The sequence below is a fragment of the Ferrovibrio sp. genome, assembly GCF_025869515.1.
GTDB lineage: Bacteria > Pseudomonadota > Alphaproteobacteria > Ferrovibrionales > Ferrovibrionaceae > Ferrovibrio.
In genome coordinates, this window is record NZ_JAOZVR010000091.1 from 66,477 (window position 1) to 83,039 (window position 16,563).

The 16,563-nt window shown below is 57.9% G+C and carries 15 protein-coding genes; 10 read left to right on the forward strand and 5 right to left on the reverse strand.

Going from position 1 to position 16,563, the window contains the following annotated elements; translation table 11 throughout:
* Window position 1: 1 nt before the first annotated feature.
* Both rfbF and OJJ21_RS15000 read right to left on the reverse strand, forming a co-directional pair.
* A complete protein-coding gene (gene rfbF, locus OJJ21_RS14995) occupies window positions 2-775 on the reverse strand; it encodes a glucose-1-phosphate cytidylyltransferase (protein WP_297687393.1) in 774 nt (257 codons plus the stop codon).
* A complete protein-coding gene (locus OJJ21_RS15000) occupies window positions 772-1,629 on the reverse strand; it encodes a glycosyltransferase family 2 protein (RefSeq protein ID WP_297687394.1) in 858 nt (285 codons plus the stop codon). Before OJJ21_RS15000 ends, rfbF begins: the two co-directional genes overlap by 4 nt.
* Before the next feature lie 158 nt (window positions 1,630-1,787).
* On the opposite strand from OJJ21_RS15000, the gene hutC reads away from it, so the two are divergent.
* The 3 genes from hutC (at window position 1,788) to OJJ21_RS15015 (ending at window position 4,734) form a co-directional block, all read left to right on the forward strand.
* Complete coding sequence (hutC, locus tag OJJ21_RS15005) at window positions 1,788-2,552, forward strand: histidine utilization repressor (RefSeq protein ID WP_297687395.1); 765 nt, start codon at window positions 1,788-1,790, stop codon at window positions 2,550-2,552.
* 12 nt (window positions 2,553-2,564) lie between these two features.
* The gene (gene hutU, locus OJJ21_RS15010) at window positions 2,565-4,241 is read left to right on the forward strand and encodes a urocanate hydratase (protein ID WP_297687396.1); all 1,677 of its coding nucleotides are present in this window, start codon (window positions 2,565-2,567) and stop codon (window positions 4,239-4,241) included.
* Between the two features lie 61 nt (window positions 4,242-4,302).
* Window positions 4,303-4,734: a hypothetical protein gene (locus OJJ21_RS15015; RefSeq protein WP_297687397.1), complete on the forward strand. Its 432-nt coding sequence runs from the start codon at window positions 4,303-4,305 to the stop codon at window positions 4,732-4,734.
* On the opposite strand, the gene OJJ21_RS15020 is transcribed toward OJJ21_RS15015, so the two are convergent.
* Both OJJ21_RS15020 and OJJ21_RS15025 read right to left on the reverse strand, forming a co-directional pair.
* Window positions 4,735-5,892 (reverse strand): glycosyltransferase, encoded by a 1,158-nt coding sequence (locus OJJ21_RS15020; RefSeq protein WP_297687398.1) that lies wholly within the window; start codon window positions 5,890-5,892, stop codon window positions 4,735-4,737. It lies immediately after the preceding gene.
* A 104-nt stretch (window positions 5,893-5,996) separates the two neighbouring features.
* Complete coding sequence (locus OJJ21_RS15025) at window positions 5,997-7,751, reverse strand: glucan ABC transporter ATP-binding protein/ permease (protein ID WP_297687399.1); 1,755 nt, start codon at window positions 7,749-7,751, stop codon at window positions 5,997-5,999.
* 94 nt (window positions 7,752-7,845) lie between these two features.
* Between OJJ21_RS15025 and OJJ21_RS15030 the strand changes: the two genes are divergently transcribed.
* Complete coding sequence (locus OJJ21_RS15030; RefSeq protein WP_297687400.1) at window positions 7,846-9,156, forward strand: amidase; 1,311 nt, start codon at window positions 7,846-7,848, stop codon at window positions 9,154-9,156.
* Here the strand turns inward: OJJ21_RS15030 and OJJ21_RS15035 are convergent.
* Window positions 9,153-10,298 carry a glycosyltransferase gene (locus OJJ21_RS15035; RefSeq protein ID WP_297687401.1) on the reverse strand — a complete coding sequence of 382 codons (1,146 nt, stop codon included), beginning with the start codon at window positions 10,296-10,298 and terminating at the stop codon, window positions 9,153-9,155. The two genes, OJJ21_RS15030 and OJJ21_RS15035, sit on opposite strands and share 4 nt — an antisense overlap.
* Window positions 10,299-10,494: 196 nt before the next feature.
* Here OJJ21_RS15035 and OJJ21_RS15040 point away from each other — a divergent pair, with 196 nt between their 5' ends.
* The 6 genes from OJJ21_RS15040 (at window position 10,495) to OJJ21_RS15065 (ending at window position 16,549) form a co-directional block, all read left to right on the forward strand.
* A complete protein-coding gene (locus OJJ21_RS15040) occupies window positions 10,495-11,907 on the forward strand; it encodes an MBOAT family O-acyltransferase (protein ID WP_297687402.1) in 1,413 nt (470 codons plus the stop codon).
* Window positions 11,907-12,887, forward strand: coding sequence for a hypothetical protein (locus OJJ21_RS15045; protein WP_297687403.1), 981 nt, complete (start codon window positions 11,907-11,909; stop codon window positions 12,885-12,887). The genes OJJ21_RS15040 and OJJ21_RS15045 overlap by 1 nt, the downstream gene beginning before the upstream one ends.
* Window positions 12,877-13,830 carry a class I SAM-dependent methyltransferase gene (locus tag OJJ21_RS15050; protein ID WP_297687404.1) on the forward strand — a complete coding sequence of 318 codons (954 nt, stop codon included), beginning with the start codon at window positions 12,877-12,879 and terminating at the stop codon, window positions 13,828-13,830. Before OJJ21_RS15045 ends, OJJ21_RS15050 begins: the two co-directional genes overlap by 11 nt.
* Before the next feature lie 247 nt (window positions 13,831-14,077).
* The gene (locus OJJ21_RS15055; protein ID WP_297687405.1) at window positions 14,078-14,755 is read left to right on the forward strand and encodes a WbqC family protein; all 678 of its coding nucleotides are present in this window, start codon (window positions 14,078-14,080) and stop codon (window positions 14,753-14,755) included.
* 48 nt (window positions 14,756-14,803) lie between these two features.
* Window positions 14,804-15,448, forward strand: coding sequence for a pseudaminic acid biosynthesis-associated methylase (locus OJJ21_RS15060; protein ID WP_297687406.1), 645 nt, complete (start codon window positions 14,804-14,806; stop codon window positions 15,446-15,448).
* 12 nt (window positions 15,449-15,460) lie between these two features.
* Window positions 15,461-16,549: an N-acetylneuraminate synthase family protein gene (locus tag OJJ21_RS15065; protein WP_297687407.1), complete on the forward strand. Its 1,089-nt coding sequence runs from the start codon at window positions 15,461-15,463 to the stop codon at window positions 16,547-16,549.
* The last annotated feature ends 14 nt before the right edge of the window (window positions 16,550-16,563 follow it).

A 16,563-nucleotide genomic window follows, 5' to 3' on the forward strand; every position in this document is an offset into this window, starting at 1 on the left:
TTCAGGCCCAGGTCTTCCACGGCGCCTTGCCGCTGGTCCACAGCGATTCCAGCACCAGGCGCTCACGCACGGTATCCATCGGCTGCCAGAAACCGTCATGGCGGAAAGCGCGCAACTGGCCTTCGGTTGCCAGCCGTTCTAGCGGAACACGCTCCCAAACTGTCTTTTCGTCGGCGATATAGTCCAGCACCTTGGAGGACAGCACGAAGAATCCACCGTTGATAAGTCCGCCGTCGCCACGCGGCTTCTCGCGAAAGCCGGTGACGCTGTCGCCATCCAGAGTCAGTGCACCAAACCGCCCCGGCGGCGTAACTGCCGTCATCGAGGCCAGCCGTCCATGTGCGCGATGGAAAGCGATTGAAGCCGTGATGTCGATATCGGCAACGCCGTCGCCATAAGTCATGCAGAAGGTTTCTTCGTCCTGCAGCCAGCGCGCCACACGCTTGAGCCGTCCACCGGTCTCAGTTGCCTCACCGGTTTCGACCAGCGTTACCTTCCATGGTTCGGGCGCACCGCTCAAATATTCTAGTTGATTATTCGCCAGATCGACCGTCACGTCGGCAGCGTGCAGCACATAGTTGGCGAAATATTCCTTGATCACATAGCCCTTGTAACCGAGGCAGATCACGAAATCCGTGATACCATGAGCAGCATATATTTTCATGATATGCCACAGGATCGGGCGCCCGCCGATTTCGACCATGGGCTTGGGTCGCAGCGCGCTTTCCTCGGTGATGCGGGTACCGTAGCCGCCAGCCAGGATGACTGCTTTCATTTCGATTTCATCCCTATCAGGTAAGCCAGTGTCCCGCAGAACCGGCCGGCATCACGCAGACCTTTGTTGCGGAAGTCGGTCAGCAGATAAAATGGCATTTTCATGCCAAACCGGAGCAATGCCGGCAGGGCTATAAGCCACATTGCCATCGTGCCGCGGTATTTCCGCTCGATATACAGCCGCGACCAGGCCAGATGCCAGAACTTCTCCCAGTGCTTGTCCCAGCTGCGCTTGATCGACCCGCCGCCAACATGATCAGCGACGGCATCGGCGACCCGGACTAGACACCAGCCAGCGCGCCGCAGGCGGATACAGAAATCATCATCCTCATAATACAGGAAGATAGCCGGATCGAAGCCCGGCACGCCATCCAGCGCCGCGCGACGGACCAGCATGGCGGCACCGGAAACATAATCGGCGCAGATATCGCCTTCCGGTTCGGGATCAGTACGCTTTGGCGACATTTCTGCCCGGCGGAACATATCGACATCATGGGAAACTTCCCATCCGCCGGCCGGAGTGTGCAGAGCCGGCGCCAGCACGCCAGCCTCGGGATAGCGCTCGGCCGCAGCAAGTAGCCGTTCCAGGCAATCGGGGCGCAGCTTGGCATCCGGGTTGACCAGCAGGATGAAATCGCCGGTCGCCTGCACAAGCCCCTGGTTAGCAGCATTACCGAAACCGCGGCCGATCTCGTTCGTAATCAAGGTCGCCTGCGGTGTCCGACTGCGGATGATATCACGCGTGGAATCCCGGCTGGCATTATCGGTTACTACCAGCGGCCGGCCCGGTGGAAGATGGGTCAGGAATTCGCCGATGACGCGCTCGCTGTAGTGGGTCACGGTTACGATCGTCACCGATGGGGCCGATTGTGTCACTGCGGGCGTCACATTCTGGTTAGGGTTTTGCAGGGTTTTACACAGATTCGGCCGGCCATGCGAGGCCTTGCCCGGCTGGACTTGTATATACAATTGAACTTATACTGCCAGGGCAAAAACGACAGGGCAGGAAGCCGATGTCCGGGCCAGCAGCAGTGACGCAAAACGGACCAACGCCAAGGTATCGCCGCGTCAAGGAGTTCATCGTCAGGCATATCGAGGCCGGGGACTGGCGTGCCGGCGACCAGGTGCCGTCCGAGAGCGCCCTGGTCAAACAGCTCAAGGTCAGCCGTATGACGGTGAACCGTGCATTGCGCGAGCTGACCCATGAAGGCCTGATTGTGCGTGTGCAAGGTACGGGCACTTTCGTGGCTGAAAAACGCCCGATCTTCAATCTGGTTGAACTGCGTAATATTGCCGAGGAAATTGCCGAACGCGGCCAGCGCCATACCGCCCGCGTCGAACTGCTGAAGTCCGAAAGGGCCACGCTCGAAACAGCGCGCGACCTCGGCCTTAACATCCACGCGGTCGTCTACCATTCCGTGCTGGTGCATATGGCCGATGGCGTGCCGCTGCAGGTGGAGGACCGGTTCGTCAACCCCGCCACTGCTCAGGGCTATCTGGGTGCCGATTTCACCACCATCACGCCGAACGAATTCCTGATGCAGACAGCGCCGGCCACCGAGGTGGAGCATATCGTCGAAGCCGCCATGCCTGACGCCCGCATCCGCAAGCTGCTGAAGATTGGCGGCAACGAACCCTGCCTGCGCCTGCGCCGCCGCACCTGGTCGGGCAGTCAGATCGTCTCCGCCGCGGTGCTCTGGCATCCCGGCCACGCACACCGTTTCACGACCCGGTTTTCCTATCGCGCCGACGGCACGTCGAAGCGCACGTATCTGTAACGAGGCCCCGCCATGTCCGCCGATAACCGCCGCGACAACACTCGCGTCATCCGCAGCCCGCATGGCAGCGATCTGAATACCAGCAACTGGCAGATCGAGGCAGCCTACCGCATGCTGCGCAACAATCTCGACCCCGATGTGGCCGAGAAGCCGGAAGAACTGGTGGTCTATGGCGGCATCGGCCGGGCGGCACGCAACTGGCAGAGCTTCGATCAGATTCAGCAGAGCCTGAAAACGCTGAAGCCTGATGAGACCCTGTTAGTGCAATCGGGCAAGCCGGTCGGCGTATTCCGTACTCATGAAGATGCGCCGCGCGTGCTGATCGCCAATTCCAATCTGGTGCCGGAATGGGCGACCTGGGACCATTTCCATGAACTCGACCGCAAGGGCCTGATGATGTACGGCCAGATGACGGCCGGCTCGTGGATCTATATCGGCAGCCAGGGCATCGTGCAGGGAACTTACGAAACTTTCGTCGAAATGGGCCGCCAGCATTACGGCGGCAACCTGAAGGGGCGCTGGATTCTGACGGCCGGCCTCGGTGGCATGGGTGGTGCCCAGGCGCTGGCCGCCACTATGGCCGGCGCTTCGATGCTGGCGATCGAATGCCAACCCTCGCGTATCGAGATGCGGCTGCGCACCGGCTATCTGGACGCCAGGGCCGAAACGCTGGATCAGGCGCTAGCCATGCTGGATGAGGCAAAAAAAGCCGGCAAGGCGATCTCCATCGGCCTGCTCGGTAACGCCGCGGAAATCCTGCCGGACATGGTGAAGCGCGGCATCTGCCCCGATGCGGTGACCGACCAGACCAGCGCACACGATCCGCTGAATGGCTACCTTCCTGCCGGTTGGAGCCTGGAGCAATGGGAGCGCGCCCGCGAAACCGATCCGCAGGGTGTTGTGAAAGCGGCAAAGGCGTCGATGGCTACCCATGTCCGGGCCATGCTGGCCTTCCAGAAGCTTGGCATTCCAACTTTCGATTATGGCAACAACATTCGCCAGATGGCCAAGGAAGTGGGGGTCGTGGAAGCCTTCGATTTCCCGGGGTTCGTGCCGGCCTATATCCGGCCGCTCTTCTGCCGCGGCATCGGCCCGTTCCGCTGGGTGGCGCTGTCCGGTGATCCGGAAGATATCTATAAGACCGATGCCAGGGTGAAGGAGCTGATCCCCGACGATCCGCATCTGCATACCTGGCTCGACATGGCGCGCGAGCGCATCCACTTCCAGGGCCTGCCGGCCCGCATCTGCTGGGTCGGGCTCGGCCAGCGCCATCGCCTCGGTCTCGCATTCAATGAGATGGTGGCCAAAGGCGAGTTGAAAGCCCCCATCGTGATCGGCCGCGACCATCTAGATTCCGGATCGGTTGCCAGTCCGAACCGTGAGACAGAAGCCATGAAGGACGGCTCGGATGCGGTTTCCGACTGGCCGCTGCTCAATGCCCTGCTGAATACCGCCTCGGGCGCCACCTGGGTATCCCTGCATCATGGCGGCGGCGTGGGCATGGGCTTTTCCCAACATGCCGGCGTGGTCATCGTGGCCGATGGGACATCCGCAGCAGCAAAGCGGCTCGAGCGGGTGCTCTGGAATGATCCCGGCACAGGTGTCATGCGCCACGCCGATGCAGGCTACGAGCTGGCCATCCAATGCTCTCGGGAACAGGGACTGAATCTGCCTTTCCTGGCAGAATAAAGCAGTGCGCCATCGGTAAACCGGCGGCCGTTTTCGATTCTTAACCTGCCGGACCGGAATTTTGCGCTATGCTGCAGTGCCAACTGACGAGGACTGCGCCATCGCCATTTCAGCCCTTCTGCGCCGCATTGACCGCCGCCTGCTGATCAGCAGTGGCGTAGTCGCTGTCATCCTGGCATTGGGTTTTGTCGGCTATACGCTACGGCCTTCGGGACGAAATGCCGAGGCCGACTTTTATACCCCCGGCGTCACACCAAAGCGCGAAGACTGTGTCATCACTAAGATGAAAAATTACGCCAAACTCGACAGGATGGTGATGCAAAGCATCGCCCAGGAATGCGAGTTAACGGTACAAAGCATTGAAGGACATGAAAAACTGCGCCAGGCTTGGGAGGAAAGGCAGGCGGCTCGCGAAGCCGCACCCAAACCCGCTGCGGCGCCCGAACCAGCAGCTCCGGCGGAAACCGACCGGCTACGCCGCGTCTGGCGCTGATCAGCCCACCTTCAGACCATGCTCTTCTAATATTTTGCGATACAGCTCTACATAATTCTCGACACAAGCCTCTAGAGAATAACGCTCACGCACAAGCAGTTGAGCTGCTGTACCAAATTTCTGACGCAAGGATGGGTCGAGTGCCAGTCGCAGAATCGCATCTGCCAGAGCCGCCGGGTTATGCGCCGGCACGATGATGCCGGTTTGCTCGTTGAGTACAGCTTCTGGATTACCACCGACATCAGTGGCAACCGTCGGAAGCCCGGTCGCCATATATTCGATGAGAGCGTTGGAGAAGCCCTCTTCATGTGAGGTGAGCAGTGCTATATCTGCGGCTGCGAGTAAGGAAGGAACATCTTTGACTGAACCCAACCAGTGCACACGCTGCGTCAGGCCCAGTTCCTCAACCATGTCCTGAAGAAGCGAGCCGATGCCGTCATCGCGGCCGGCGCAAAGCAGGGCCCAGTTTTGCGGCAGATGCTCCTTGATCTTTGCAAATGCCTGGAGGAGATCGGCATGCCCCTTATACGGAATGAGGTTCGCGACGATGACAAAAACGAGGGCTTCGCCGCTCAAGCCGAGCCGATCGCGCGCAACCTGCTGCGGTATCTGACGACCGAAGGCCGAGAGATCAACGCCATTATAAACCAGATACAATTTTGATTTCGGAACACCTTCTTCAGAAAGCTGCTCGATAACATTCTGCGAGTTACCGAGCACCGCACTCATACGGTGATGCCATTGCCGCTCGATAAAGCCGCTCCAGAACATTTGCTTCTGGTATCTATTCTGGCTACGACGGCTCATCAAGCGAATGCGGCTACGCGCCAGAACAGACGCCGGAGCACCTAGAATGTAAGCGGCCGGAAGAAAGAAGTGGACGATCTCCGGCTTGCGGCGAAGCAAATGGAAAAAAAGCATCACCGCCCTGACCAAAAGATGGCCAATGCGAACCAGAAGACTTGACTGAGGAACATCGGAGCCATGGACGAGAATCCCTCGTCGCTGCATCTCCGCAGCCAGTTCACCCCGATGATGCAAGCAAAAGACCTCAACCTCGAAGTTATGGCCAAGCAGGCGCGGCAACACCTGCAGTAAATGCCATTCCGCACCACCTCGATCCAATGCCTCAATCACGATCGTTAGACGGTAGGACATTCTTTAACTATCCACCAAGTATATGATCGCATCAGACATAGGTATTCCTGCTTTTTTAAGGGATATACAGTTAATTCGCAAAGTGGGAGCTTCCTTTTTTCGAATCAGCCCACACCCTGAAACTGAGTGCGGACCAGTTCAGCAAACAGACCGCCGGCGGCGACCAGTTCATCGAAACTGCCACGCTCAATAACCCGACCATTCTGCAGAACCAGGATCAGATCGGCCCGACGTACCGTGGTGAGCCGGTGGGCAATGATAAAGGTGGTTCGCCCCCTCATCAGTGTATCAAGCGCCTTCTGGATGCGGGCTTCGGTTGCGGCATCCAAGGCCGATGTCGCCTCATCGAGGATCAGCACCGGGGGATTCTTCAACAGAGCACGGGCAATTGCCAGTCGCTGACGTTCGCCGCCACTCAAGTTCACGCCGCGTTCACCGACGATCGTTGCATAGCCATTACTCTGGCGCAGGATAAAGTCATGTGCCTCCGCCATCCGCGCGGCCTGCTCGACCTCGGCGGCGCTCGCCTCGGGCCGGCCGATGCGGATATTGTCGGCAATAGAGCGATGGAAGACGGCGCTGTCCTGAAAGACGACGCCGATGTTGCGGCGCAGGCTTTCCAGTGTCACATCGCGAATATCGATGCCATCGATCAGGATACTGCCTGATTGCGGATCCCACAGCCGGCTGAGCAAGGCCATGGTCGAGCTTTTGCCCGATCCGGTCGGCCCGACCAGCGCCACTGTTTTACCGGCCTCAATGTCGAAGCTGAGATCGATCACTGCGGGGCGCTTGTCGTCGTATGACAGCGTGACATGATCGAAAGTCACGGCGCCCTTCAGCGCACCGGCTTCTCGCGCATTCGACCGGTTGCGCACCGCAGCCTCGGTGTCGAGCACCTGGAAGAACTCGCCTAGCGAATGCATCTGGAAAAACATCCGACTGACGAAGCCCATTGCGGCTTCCAGCCGGCCGATCAGCAGGGTGGCAAAACCCATGAAACTGACGATCTCGCCCACACTCGTCTGGCCATGCAGGTGCAGCCAGCTGCCGAGCATGAATATGCTAATGATCGTGATGGTTGAGGCCATACGACTCAACACCGTCATCAGCGCCCAAAGATTGAGAACGGGAAACTGCGCCTTGAGCAACCGCTCCATAACCATGGCCAGTTCCTGCGCTTCCAGCGCCAGGCGCACGAAACTTTGAACCAGCACTACATTGCCAAGCGCATCGCTGGCCCGTGCCGCCAACTCGGAATGATAAGCCTCAACAAGGCCCTGAGCCTTCTCGGTCTTGCTCACCACAATGGCACTCACGAGTGCGAAAACCACGATTAACGCAATCAGCAGCAGGCCAAGACGCCAGTTCAGGTACAGCGACAGAGGCAGCAATGCCAGCACGGCAACGAAAGTCGAAAGATGCTCGCGGAAGAAGGCGAGCCACAGGCCGAACAGATTATCGGCACCGGTGAGCATGATCTTCAGCAGCGTGCCGGAATGGGTGGCGGAGTGGAATGCCGCCGGCAGGCTGAGGACATGCTCGAAATAAAGCGCCATGGCCGCAAGCCGACGCCGATGCGCCAGCCTGTCGGCATGCAGCGCGACCAAGATGCCGGCGAGGATGCCGGCCAGACCGGCGCCACACCAAAGCGCCAGCAGCTCAATGGTCCTGGACCAATTCTCGTCCGGTGAGAAGCCGGCGGAATTTGACAGCACATCGATAATGCGGCCAAACAGAATCGGCTCGATAAAGCCGACCCCGGCAAGGCCGATATTGGCCGCCGCCAGAATCATGGCGAGACGCTTTTCCGGTTTCAGGAGCGCCAGAACGCGGGCATAGATGGCGACAAAGCTCATGCCTTAAGTATGCGTCGCCGGTGGAAATCCCGCTAGCTCTTGTCCAAAAAATGAAAAGCGCGATAGTGCCAGAACTTATCTTTCGGAGGACCGCATGAACGCGCCTGCTGCCGCCCGCTCGAGCCGGGATCGCCTGGAAGTCTGTCTGGCCCGGATCGAAGACCCAGACGGCGAAGGCCAACGGGCTTTTACGAGAGTCTATGCCGAGCGCGCCCGGGCAGCTGCCGAAGCCTCGGATGCCCGGACCCGACTCGGTCAGAGCCTTGGCCCCCTGGATGGCCGAATTGTTTCGGTCAAGGACCTCTTTGATATACCGGGCGAGCCGACCACAGCCGGCTCCAAGCTGCGCCGTGACGCGACCCCAGCCATCATCGAAGCGCTCGCCATCGCCCGGCTGCGCGCTGCCGGTGCCGTCATCATCGGCAAGACCAACATGACCGAATTCGCCTTTTCCGGTGTCGGGATCAATCCCCATTACGGTACCCCGGGGAATCCGGCCGATCGCAGCCGCATTCCCGGCGGATCCAGCTCGGGCGGTGCCGTCTCGGTTGCTGACGGCATGGCCGAAATTACCATCGGCTCGGATACTGGTGGTTCCACCCGCATCCCGGCCGCGCTCTGCGGCATTGTGGGGCTGAAGCCGAGCCAGTACCGCGTGCCGACTGCCGGGGCCTTTCCACTGTCCTACGCCCTAGATAGCATAGGCCCGATGGCTGGCAGTGTCGCCGATTGCGCACTCGCCGACGCAGTGATGGCCGGGGAAGCCCCGGTGCCGCTGGCCCTGGCGGCACCGCTGGCCGGCCTGCGGCTGGGCATCCCGCAGGGCCCACTGATGGAAGGGATGGAACCGGCGGTTGCCGCCACTTTTGACAGCGCCCTTGCCCTGTTGGGCAAGGCAGGCGCCCGGATAAGCGACCATCCGCTGCCCCTGCTGGCCGATATGCTGGCCGTGAATACCAAGGGCGGATTTGCCGCCACTGAGGCCTATTTCATCCATCGCGCGGCGCTGGAGCAACGCCCGGGCGATTTCGACCCGCTTGTACGCGGCCGTATTGAACGCGGCCGAGCCGTGCCGGCGGCCGACTATATTTTCATGCAGCGTCGCCGGGCCGAACTGATCACCGTCATGGATCGCAATTTGGCCGACCTGGATGCCCTGATTCTGCCGACCACGCCCATCGTAGCGCCCAAGATCATCGATCTCATCCAGGATGAGGCACCCTTCACGACTGCCAATATGCTTCTGCTCCGCAATACGGCCGTCGCCAATTTCTTCGACCTTTGCGCGATCTCGCTGCCTTTGCCAGTCAACGGCCTGCCGATCGGTCTGATGCTGGTTGCCCGCAACGGACAGGACAGGCGGCTTTTGCGGCTCGCACAGGCCGTCGATAATTTATTGCGCTAGATTCCAATCCGGGAACCGGCCGCAATGCCCTGCAGGAGCGCTTCTGTGGTCGCTCCAAGCACATCAACGCTGTAATGGCGCAACACCCGCTCCCGCAGGCGCTCGCGGTACTCCCCCCGTTCAAGCTTTAGACGCCGCAGCGTCACCTCCACCGCCTGCGCCATGGCTTCATCATCACCAGGCGGTACAACGGGAAGCAGCTGATCGGCAATCGCGGCGCAATCGCCAACACCAGTGCTTACAATCGGCGTGCCGCAGGCCATGGCCTCTACCATGATATTGGGGAAGCCCTCGCCGTGAGCCGACGGCAGTACACATATATCGGCCGCATTCAGCACCGCTTCGACATTTTCTTGCGCCGGGAGCCATAGTAGTCGGTCCTCCAAATTCAATCCGGATGCAATCCGCTTGAGCTCGGCGAGATAAGCGCTATCCCCATTGCCCACACAGGCAAAAACCATCTCCGGATGCAAAACTGCCAAGCGTGCAGCCGCACGCAAGAATAAAGGGTGATCCTTCATTACATCGAGACGGCAAATTGTTGCGATGAGAATTTTCTCAGGGCCTAGTGAAAGCGATTCACGCAATCGACTGCGTGCCTCAGGATCAGGACAGAATCGCGACGTATCTACACCATTCGGCACCAGTCGTAATTTTTTCGAAGGAAAGCCACGATCCATGCACCAACGCAATCCAGATGCGGAATTGGCTATGATGAGGTTGGAAAAATGCGCCACATACGGTTCAAGTCCATAACTCAATCCCGCCAGGCCATCGTACTGCGACGCATCAAGATATGCCGCGCGAACACCCAGAACGACCTTCGCGCCGCCGAGAAAAGGGCTCATGACAATGGCCGCAAGGTTCTGCGCCGGCAGGAATGAATAAAAGATGTCGGCACGCCATTCACGGACAAGTTCGGCGATCCGCCAATGCGGAACCAGGAGATCGTAGCGTCCGCGCTTGCCTACCACCCGATGCTCGATTCCGGCTTTTGCTAGGTCGGCGGCAAATGCCTCGCCGCCATATAGGGTCACAACACAAATTTCGTGTCCGCGCCGGCGCAGCGCACAAGCGAGTGCCACCACTTGGCGCTCCGTCCCACCGTACAAAAGCGAGCGAAGGAAAAGAACAATGCGCATTGATTCAGAATATCCGCATGCAGGGGATTCCGGTGGAGCAGTTCCATAGCCGGCCTAACAAACCGGAAGCGTAACAACAAAACGTATTGTTGGAAATAGATCGACACTGGCAAAGTAATTCTTCGTATGCCATAGAAGCTACAAGTAATCATTCTCCCGATGCCGATCTGCTTCGGAAGCACGGCGATAGAAATACATGCTGTTTAACAGCCTCACGTTCCTGGCTTTCGCCACCGTTTACTTTCCGGTCCATTTTGCGGTCAGGGGCAATATCCGCATCGCCTGGGCCATGGTTGCCAGTTATTTCTTTTACGGCTGGTGGGACTGGCGTTTTCTGCCGCTCATCATGCTGTCGACTGCGATTAACTATGCGGCTGGCTTACTGATCGGCAATGCGAGACCGCAGTGGCGCAAAACCATCGTCTGCATCGCGGTAACCTGCAATCTCGGCATCCTTGCACTCTTCAAGTATTTCGATTTTTTCATCGCCAGCCTGCAAATCGCCTTTGCCAGCATCGGATTGTTAGTAAGCCCCGGCCTACTGAATCTTGTTTTACCCATTGGCATTTCTTTCTATACGTTCCATGGCATTAGCTATGTCATCGACGTCTACAGTGGCAGCTGCCGGACTGAACGCAATCCGCTGCGTTTCGCTGCTTATATTGCATTGTTCCCCCAGCTCGTGGCCGGCCCGATTGTACGCGCCTCCAGACTTCTGCCACAGATGATCATCGACCAGCCTTTTGACCTGAAAAGGGTTCTGCGCGGGATCGAACTGGTGATCATAGGATTTGCACTCAAACTGATCGTCGCAGACAACCTAGCTGCGTTCGTCGATGCAAGCTTCAGCAATGTGACTGATTCGAGCGGCGCAGCCCTCGCGCTGGCCACATTGTTTTTCACATTCCAGATCTACGGAGATTTTGCCGGGTACTCGCTGATTGCCATCGGCCTTGGCGTCGTCATGGGTTACGACTTTGGCGAAAACTTTCGCCGCCCTTATCTTGCGACAAGCTTTAGCGACTTCTGGCAGCGCTGGCACATATCGCTGTCGAGCTGGCTGCGCGACTACCTATACATACCGTTGGGCGGAAACCGCTCGGGCGGCCTGCTCACGGCGCGCAACCTGTTCATCGTGATGTTCCTGGGTGGTCTGTGGCATGGCGCGAATTGGACATTTGTGATCTGGGGTCTGCTGCATGCCACCTATTTGGTGCTTCAGCGTGGTGCGGATGGGGTTTTCCCGGCCTCACGCAGGCATTGGGTAAGCGATGCAGCACAGATCATCGCTGTCTTCCTGGCCGTCAACTTCGCCTGGATCTTCTTCCGGTCCCAATCCCTTGCCGACGCATTACTGGTCATCCGCAAGATCGCGACAGGTGACGACGGAACGGCCGCGCTGGCCGACCGCCTCGCCATTGTGCGGAACCTGCTGATTATCTGCGCCCTGATGGGAATGGAGATCATTGCGGAGTATCGTCAGCGCCGAGGACTGCCGGCCCGATTCATGAATCCCTGGTTGCGTGCGATCTTCTTACTTGTACTCCTATGGCTAATCGCTAGTTTCGGTGCGTTTGAAGGCTCTGAATTTGTCTATTTCCAATTCTGATGAACCATCGGACTAACACGGCTATCCCGCTTCTGATCCTGGCTTTCGTTCTGGCCTTCCTGGCTGGCGATCGGGCCCTGGCCCTGCTCGGCCGTGCTGCAGCCGCGAAATCCCATATGCCATTGGCTGAACTGTATGCTGGCCGCGGCGCGGGCGATATTCTGATTCTTGGAAATTCACGCGCCTACCGGCATTTCGAAACCACGCCCCTCAGCGACAGCACCGGCCTCACTGTGCGCAACTACGCCCTACTGGGGGCGTCAACCCGGCTCATGCAGGCCCTGCTTGCTGACTATATTGATCGCTATGGCCCGCCAAAGGCAGTGATTCTCGAGATATCTGGCCTGAATGCCAAAGCCGGACCGGAAATTTCACAGCGCTTCTACCGTCATGACAGCCCGCGCCTGGATCACCTGCTCCGCCATGCCAGTCCGGAACTGTATTATGCGGGTAAGATCAGCCACCTTATTGATCTAAACACAGACGTGTTTCTCAACACGCTGCATAAAACCGTTGCGCCTCATCCGAGTATCTTGCTGCACGGCACACTGGATGCGGCAACGGCCACCCGGATTGCCGATCAGGCCAAGACACCATATTTCGTGATTCACCCGGACAATGCCACTGCGTTACAGGACATCACAGTCCTGGCCCGCCAGCGCGGCATCACCCTGATACCGGTTCTGACTCCCATCCTGCCACAACTGCGCCGGCAACTGCCGGAAATTCCCAACTTTATCCGCGCCACCGCTGCTCTGAGCGGCGCTCCGGTACTCGATTTCACATCCTTGCCATTGTCCGAGCAGGATTTTGCCGATGCCGTGCACTTGAATGCCGAAGGCGTTGCCAAATTCCAGAATGCCTTCTTAAAGGCACTGCCCGCCACCCTGGCTTCAGCCTTGGCGTCCTCAAGCCAGCGCTATCGGGAAGAAACCGCCATTGCACCTTTAGACGGACCGCCAATAGATCATGACAAATAAGATCATTCGTCGCTGCATCATTTGCGGCTCAGACCACCATGTCCCAAAGTTTACCTATACTTGGGACTTTCTGACAAAAGTACGGTGGTCGCCGCCGGATGAACTGAGGCTGTACGGTTGGGACGAGAATTCGACATCTACGGTCGTCGAATGTAGTGATTGCGGGTGCTTTTACACTCGTGATGTTATTGCCTATCCTGAGGCGGCATCGGTGAACGAACTGGTGACCGACCACGGTGGAGGAGATTCATCGATAGAGAATCCCCGCCTGTATAGCAGAATCGATGCTGCCGCCTGGACGATCCGCAACCTCATTGTACTCGCTGCGGCCGGGAAAACACGCGGCATAAAATTTATGGATTTCGGCGCGGGCAACGGAACACTTTGCAACATTGCGCGCGCCCTGGGCGTCGGCACCGTGGTTGCCTACGATCCGTTCTCGCCGCCTGGTGAACAGGCCTACCGGGATCGGAATTTCCCCGGCATTCTCCATACCCGCGGACTGGAAAAAGCCACCGCATTCGGCCCTTTCGATGCGGTCGCCTGCCAATCCGTCATCGAGCATGTTCTGGACCCGCGCGAGACGTTAGCGACGATCTATCGCCTGATGGCGCCCGGGGCCTATTTGTATATCAACAACCCCTACATGCCCCTGGACCGAGAACTGCCTGCCCTGCAGGCGGCCACCAAAATCAGCAAACGCGATATCATCAGCTATTACCATCAGCATCATTTCAACTACATGAAACCCGCCCATTTCGAGCGCCTGGCTAAGGAAGTGGGCTTCACACTGACACCAATGACTTATTTCCCCCCCGTGCCCTTCGCGCCCGGCATGCGTATGCGCTGCACCATACAGCATCTCAAAAGCCTGTATCGCGGCTTGCAGCACAGACTGGGCATTAACTACGGACGACAATTTTACATACTAAGGCGTGAATAATAACATTCAACACCAGTAACGGCCGACTGGATGCTGTGAATATCCATCTGGCGCCCCAGGGATATGTCATTACTTATCAATGACTTATGAAAATTCATGATCACATACCTAGATGACCGTTCATGCAATGAACAAATACATTGACCCGGTTCCCCACCGTCATTATTCCTAGCTGCATCTCTGGTGGTGGTGGCAAAGTCACCCGCCCTGCGGTAGCCGTGCAACATACTCATCACCATCCTTCTCGATGATCGTCAGCATCCACCAGCCGGCCTACCTGCCGTGGCTCGGGTATTTCGATAAAATCCGCCGGGCTGATCGTTTCATTTACCTGGACACGGTTCAGTTCCAAAAAAGCAGCTTTCAGAATCGCAATAAGATTCGCACTGCTGATGGCTGGACTTGGCTGACTATTCCGGTCGAGACCAAGGGGCGGTTGTTCGATACGCCGCTACGCGACACCTTGATCAACAATCGGATCGACTGGCGCCGCAAGCATCGCGCCGCGATCGAGATGAATTACCGACGTGCCCCGCACTTTGCGCAGGTCTTTCCCCGGCTATCCGGATTTTACGATCGTGACTGGACGTATCTGTCCGCACTGTGCCTTGAGATGCTGCGGACATTCAGTACCTGGCTGTCGATTCCGACCGAGATTGTCGCAGCAAGCGAAATGCCGGCGATCGAAGGCACAAAAAGCGATCTGGTGCTGAATCTGTGCCTGGCTGCCGGCGCAACTACATATCTTTCGGGCAGCCAGGGCCGCGACTATCTGGAACTCGACAAATTCAAGGCGGCTGGCATCGTCGTCGAATTCCAAGACTACCAGCACCCCACCTATACCCAGACCTACCCCGGCTTTGAACCGAATATGGGACTGGTCGATCTGCTGATGTGCACAGAGAACCCGGCCGCCCGAATCTGAACTCAATCCAAACCTCCGCACCATTGTAACATGCCAGGATATTCATTCATGACGACACGCCAAATCGAGATATGGCAGGGCGAATTCGGTGCCTCGTATACCGAGCGATGCACATTCGAGAATGACGATGCATTCAATGCGCTGTATGTGAACCGGTACGGTCGCAAGCGTGACGACATCAATCAGGACTGGCTTGGCGATTTGCCCCGAGATATCCGGATTCTGGAGGTCGGGACAAATGTCGGGAATCAGTTGCGCGCGCTGCAGCGCCTCGGCTTTTCCAACCTGACCGGCATTGACATTCAGCGGTACAGCGTCGATCGCTCCAAGGATTTTTATCGCGGCCTCGACATCATTGTCGGTTCAGGCTTCGACATCCCGTTCAAGGACGGATATTTCGATCTCGTTTTCACCAATAATGTTCTGATCCACATTGCGCCGGAGAATATCGACGGCCTCCTCTCGGAAATGCATCGCGTCACGCGCCGCTGGATCTGGGGCTTTGAATACTATGCTCCGGAATTCACCGAGATTCCGTATCGCCAGCATGAAAGCCTGCTGTGGAAAGCAGACTACGCCAAACTGTTTACCCAGCGGTTTTCTGACGTCCAGATCGTACGTCAGGAGCTTTTCGCATGCCTGGATGAGCCTGGCCTGCAGGACAAGTGCTATCTTTGTGAAAAGCAGGCCTAAAGAGGCAACCCCATGAATGCAACCGGTGGCAAGACGATCAAAATCGGCAACCGTCTGATCGGCGCGGGGCAGCCGGCTTATATTATCGCTGAAATCAGCCAGAACCATTGCGGTGAATTATCCAAGGCGAAGGAATTGGTCGATGCCGCCAAAGAGATCGGCTGCGATTCGGCTAAATTCCAAACCTTCACGACCGAACTGTTCTGCGCCGACCGCTCCAAGATGTTCACATACCGGAGCCAGGGTCGTGATGTCACCGAAAGCGAATACGAGCTTCACAAGCGATACGAATTCACGCCCGATCAATGGGCCGAACTTGTAGCCTACTGCGAAAAACGCCAGATTCAATTTCTCACCACCATTCAGGATCCGATCAATCTCGAATTGATGCTGACCTTGGGCCTGTGCGGTATCAAGATCGGTTCTGATGATTTCGATCATGTCGAGAACCTGCGAATTTATGCGCGAAGCGGCCTGCCTCTTCTGTTGTCAAAAGGCATGGCGGCACTTGGTGAAGTCGACCGCATTGTCCGCGTCCTACGCGCCGAAGGTGCGCAGGCGGCGATCATGCATTGCGTCTCGCTGTATCCGACTGGTGCGGAAAACCTCAACCTCCGTCAGATACAGACCTTGCAAAAACTGTATCCGGATATCGTGTGGGGTTTTTCCGATCACAGCCAGGGGCCGCTGGCCAGCACGCTTGCCGTAACGCTCGGCGCCAAGGTGATCGAGAAGCATTTCACACTTGATCACAACCTTCCCGGTCCCGATCACTGGTTCTCGATGGATGTTGGCGAAATGGCGCAACTGGTTCGCGACGTTCGCTTCGCCGAAGCCGCAATGGGCTCGGGCGATGTAGTCCCCGCTGCCGCTGAACTGGCCGAGCGCAGCATACGCCGCCGCCGTGTGGTTGCCCGCAAAAATCTCAAGCCTGGCGACATGCTTGATGAGCAGTCCGTCACCTTCAAACGCGCCAGCAATGGCCTTTTCGTGTCGGAGTGGGATCTTGTGCGCGGCACACGCCTGCGTGCCGCCAAGCAGGAAAACGAAGGCATCGACCTCGCGGATATTGCCTTTGAAACCTCTGGCGCATCGACATGAGCCGTATTGCCGCG

Excerpts from the sequence above, each read along its gene's own strand:
- OJJ21_RS15065 (WP_297687407.1), top strand. The coding sequence starts at position 15,461 with ATGAATGCAACCGGTGGCAAGACGATCAAAATCGGCAACCGTCTGATC.
- hutC (WP_297687395.1), top strand. The coding sequence starts at position 1,788 with ATGTCCGGGCCAGCAGCAGTGACGCAAAACGGACCAACGCCAAGGTAT.
- OJJ21_RS15050 (WP_297687404.1), top strand. The coding sequence starts at position 12,877 with ATGACAAATAAGATCATTCGTCGCTGCATCATTTGCGGCTCAGACCAC.
- OJJ21_RS15025 (WP_297687399.1), bottom strand. The coding sequence starts at position 7,751 with ATGAGCTTTGTCGCCATCTATGCCCGCGTTCTGGCGCTCCTGAAACCG.
- hutU (WP_297687396.1), top strand. The coding sequence starts at position 2,565 with ATGTCCGCCGATAACCGCCGCGACAACACTCGCGTCATCCGCAGCCCG.
- OJJ21_RS15035 (WP_297687401.1), bottom strand. The coding sequence starts at position 10,298 with ATGCGCATTGTTCTTTTCCTTCGCTCGCTTTTGTACGGTGGGACGGAG.
- OJJ21_RS15030 (WP_297687400.1), top strand. The coding sequence starts at position 7,846 with ATGAACGCGCCTGCTGCCGCCCGCTCGAGCCGGGATCGCCTGGAAGTC.
- rfbF (WP_297687393.1), bottom strand. The coding sequence starts at position 775 with ATGAAAGCAGTCATCCTGGCTGGCGGCTACGGTACCCGCATCACCGAG.
- OJJ21_RS15060 (WP_297687406.1), top strand. The coding sequence starts at position 14,804 with ATGACGACACGCCAAATCGAGATATGGCAGGGCGAATTCGGTGCCTCG.
- OJJ21_RS15055 (WP_297687405.1), top strand. The coding sequence starts at position 14,078 with ATGATCGTCAGCATCCACCAGCCGGCCTACCTGCCGTGGCTCGGGTAT.
- OJJ21_RS15040 (WP_297687402.1), top strand. The coding sequence starts at position 10,495 with ATGCTGTTTAACAGCCTCACGTTCCTGGCTTTCGCCACCGTTTACTTT.
- OJJ21_RS15020 (WP_297687398.1), bottom strand. The coding sequence starts at position 5,892 with ATGTCCTACCGTCTAACGATCGTGATTGAGGCATTGGATCGAGGTGGT.
- OJJ21_RS15045 (WP_297687403.1), top strand. The coding sequence starts at position 11,907 with ATGAACCATCGGACTAACACGGCTATCCCGCTTCTGATCCTGGCTTTC.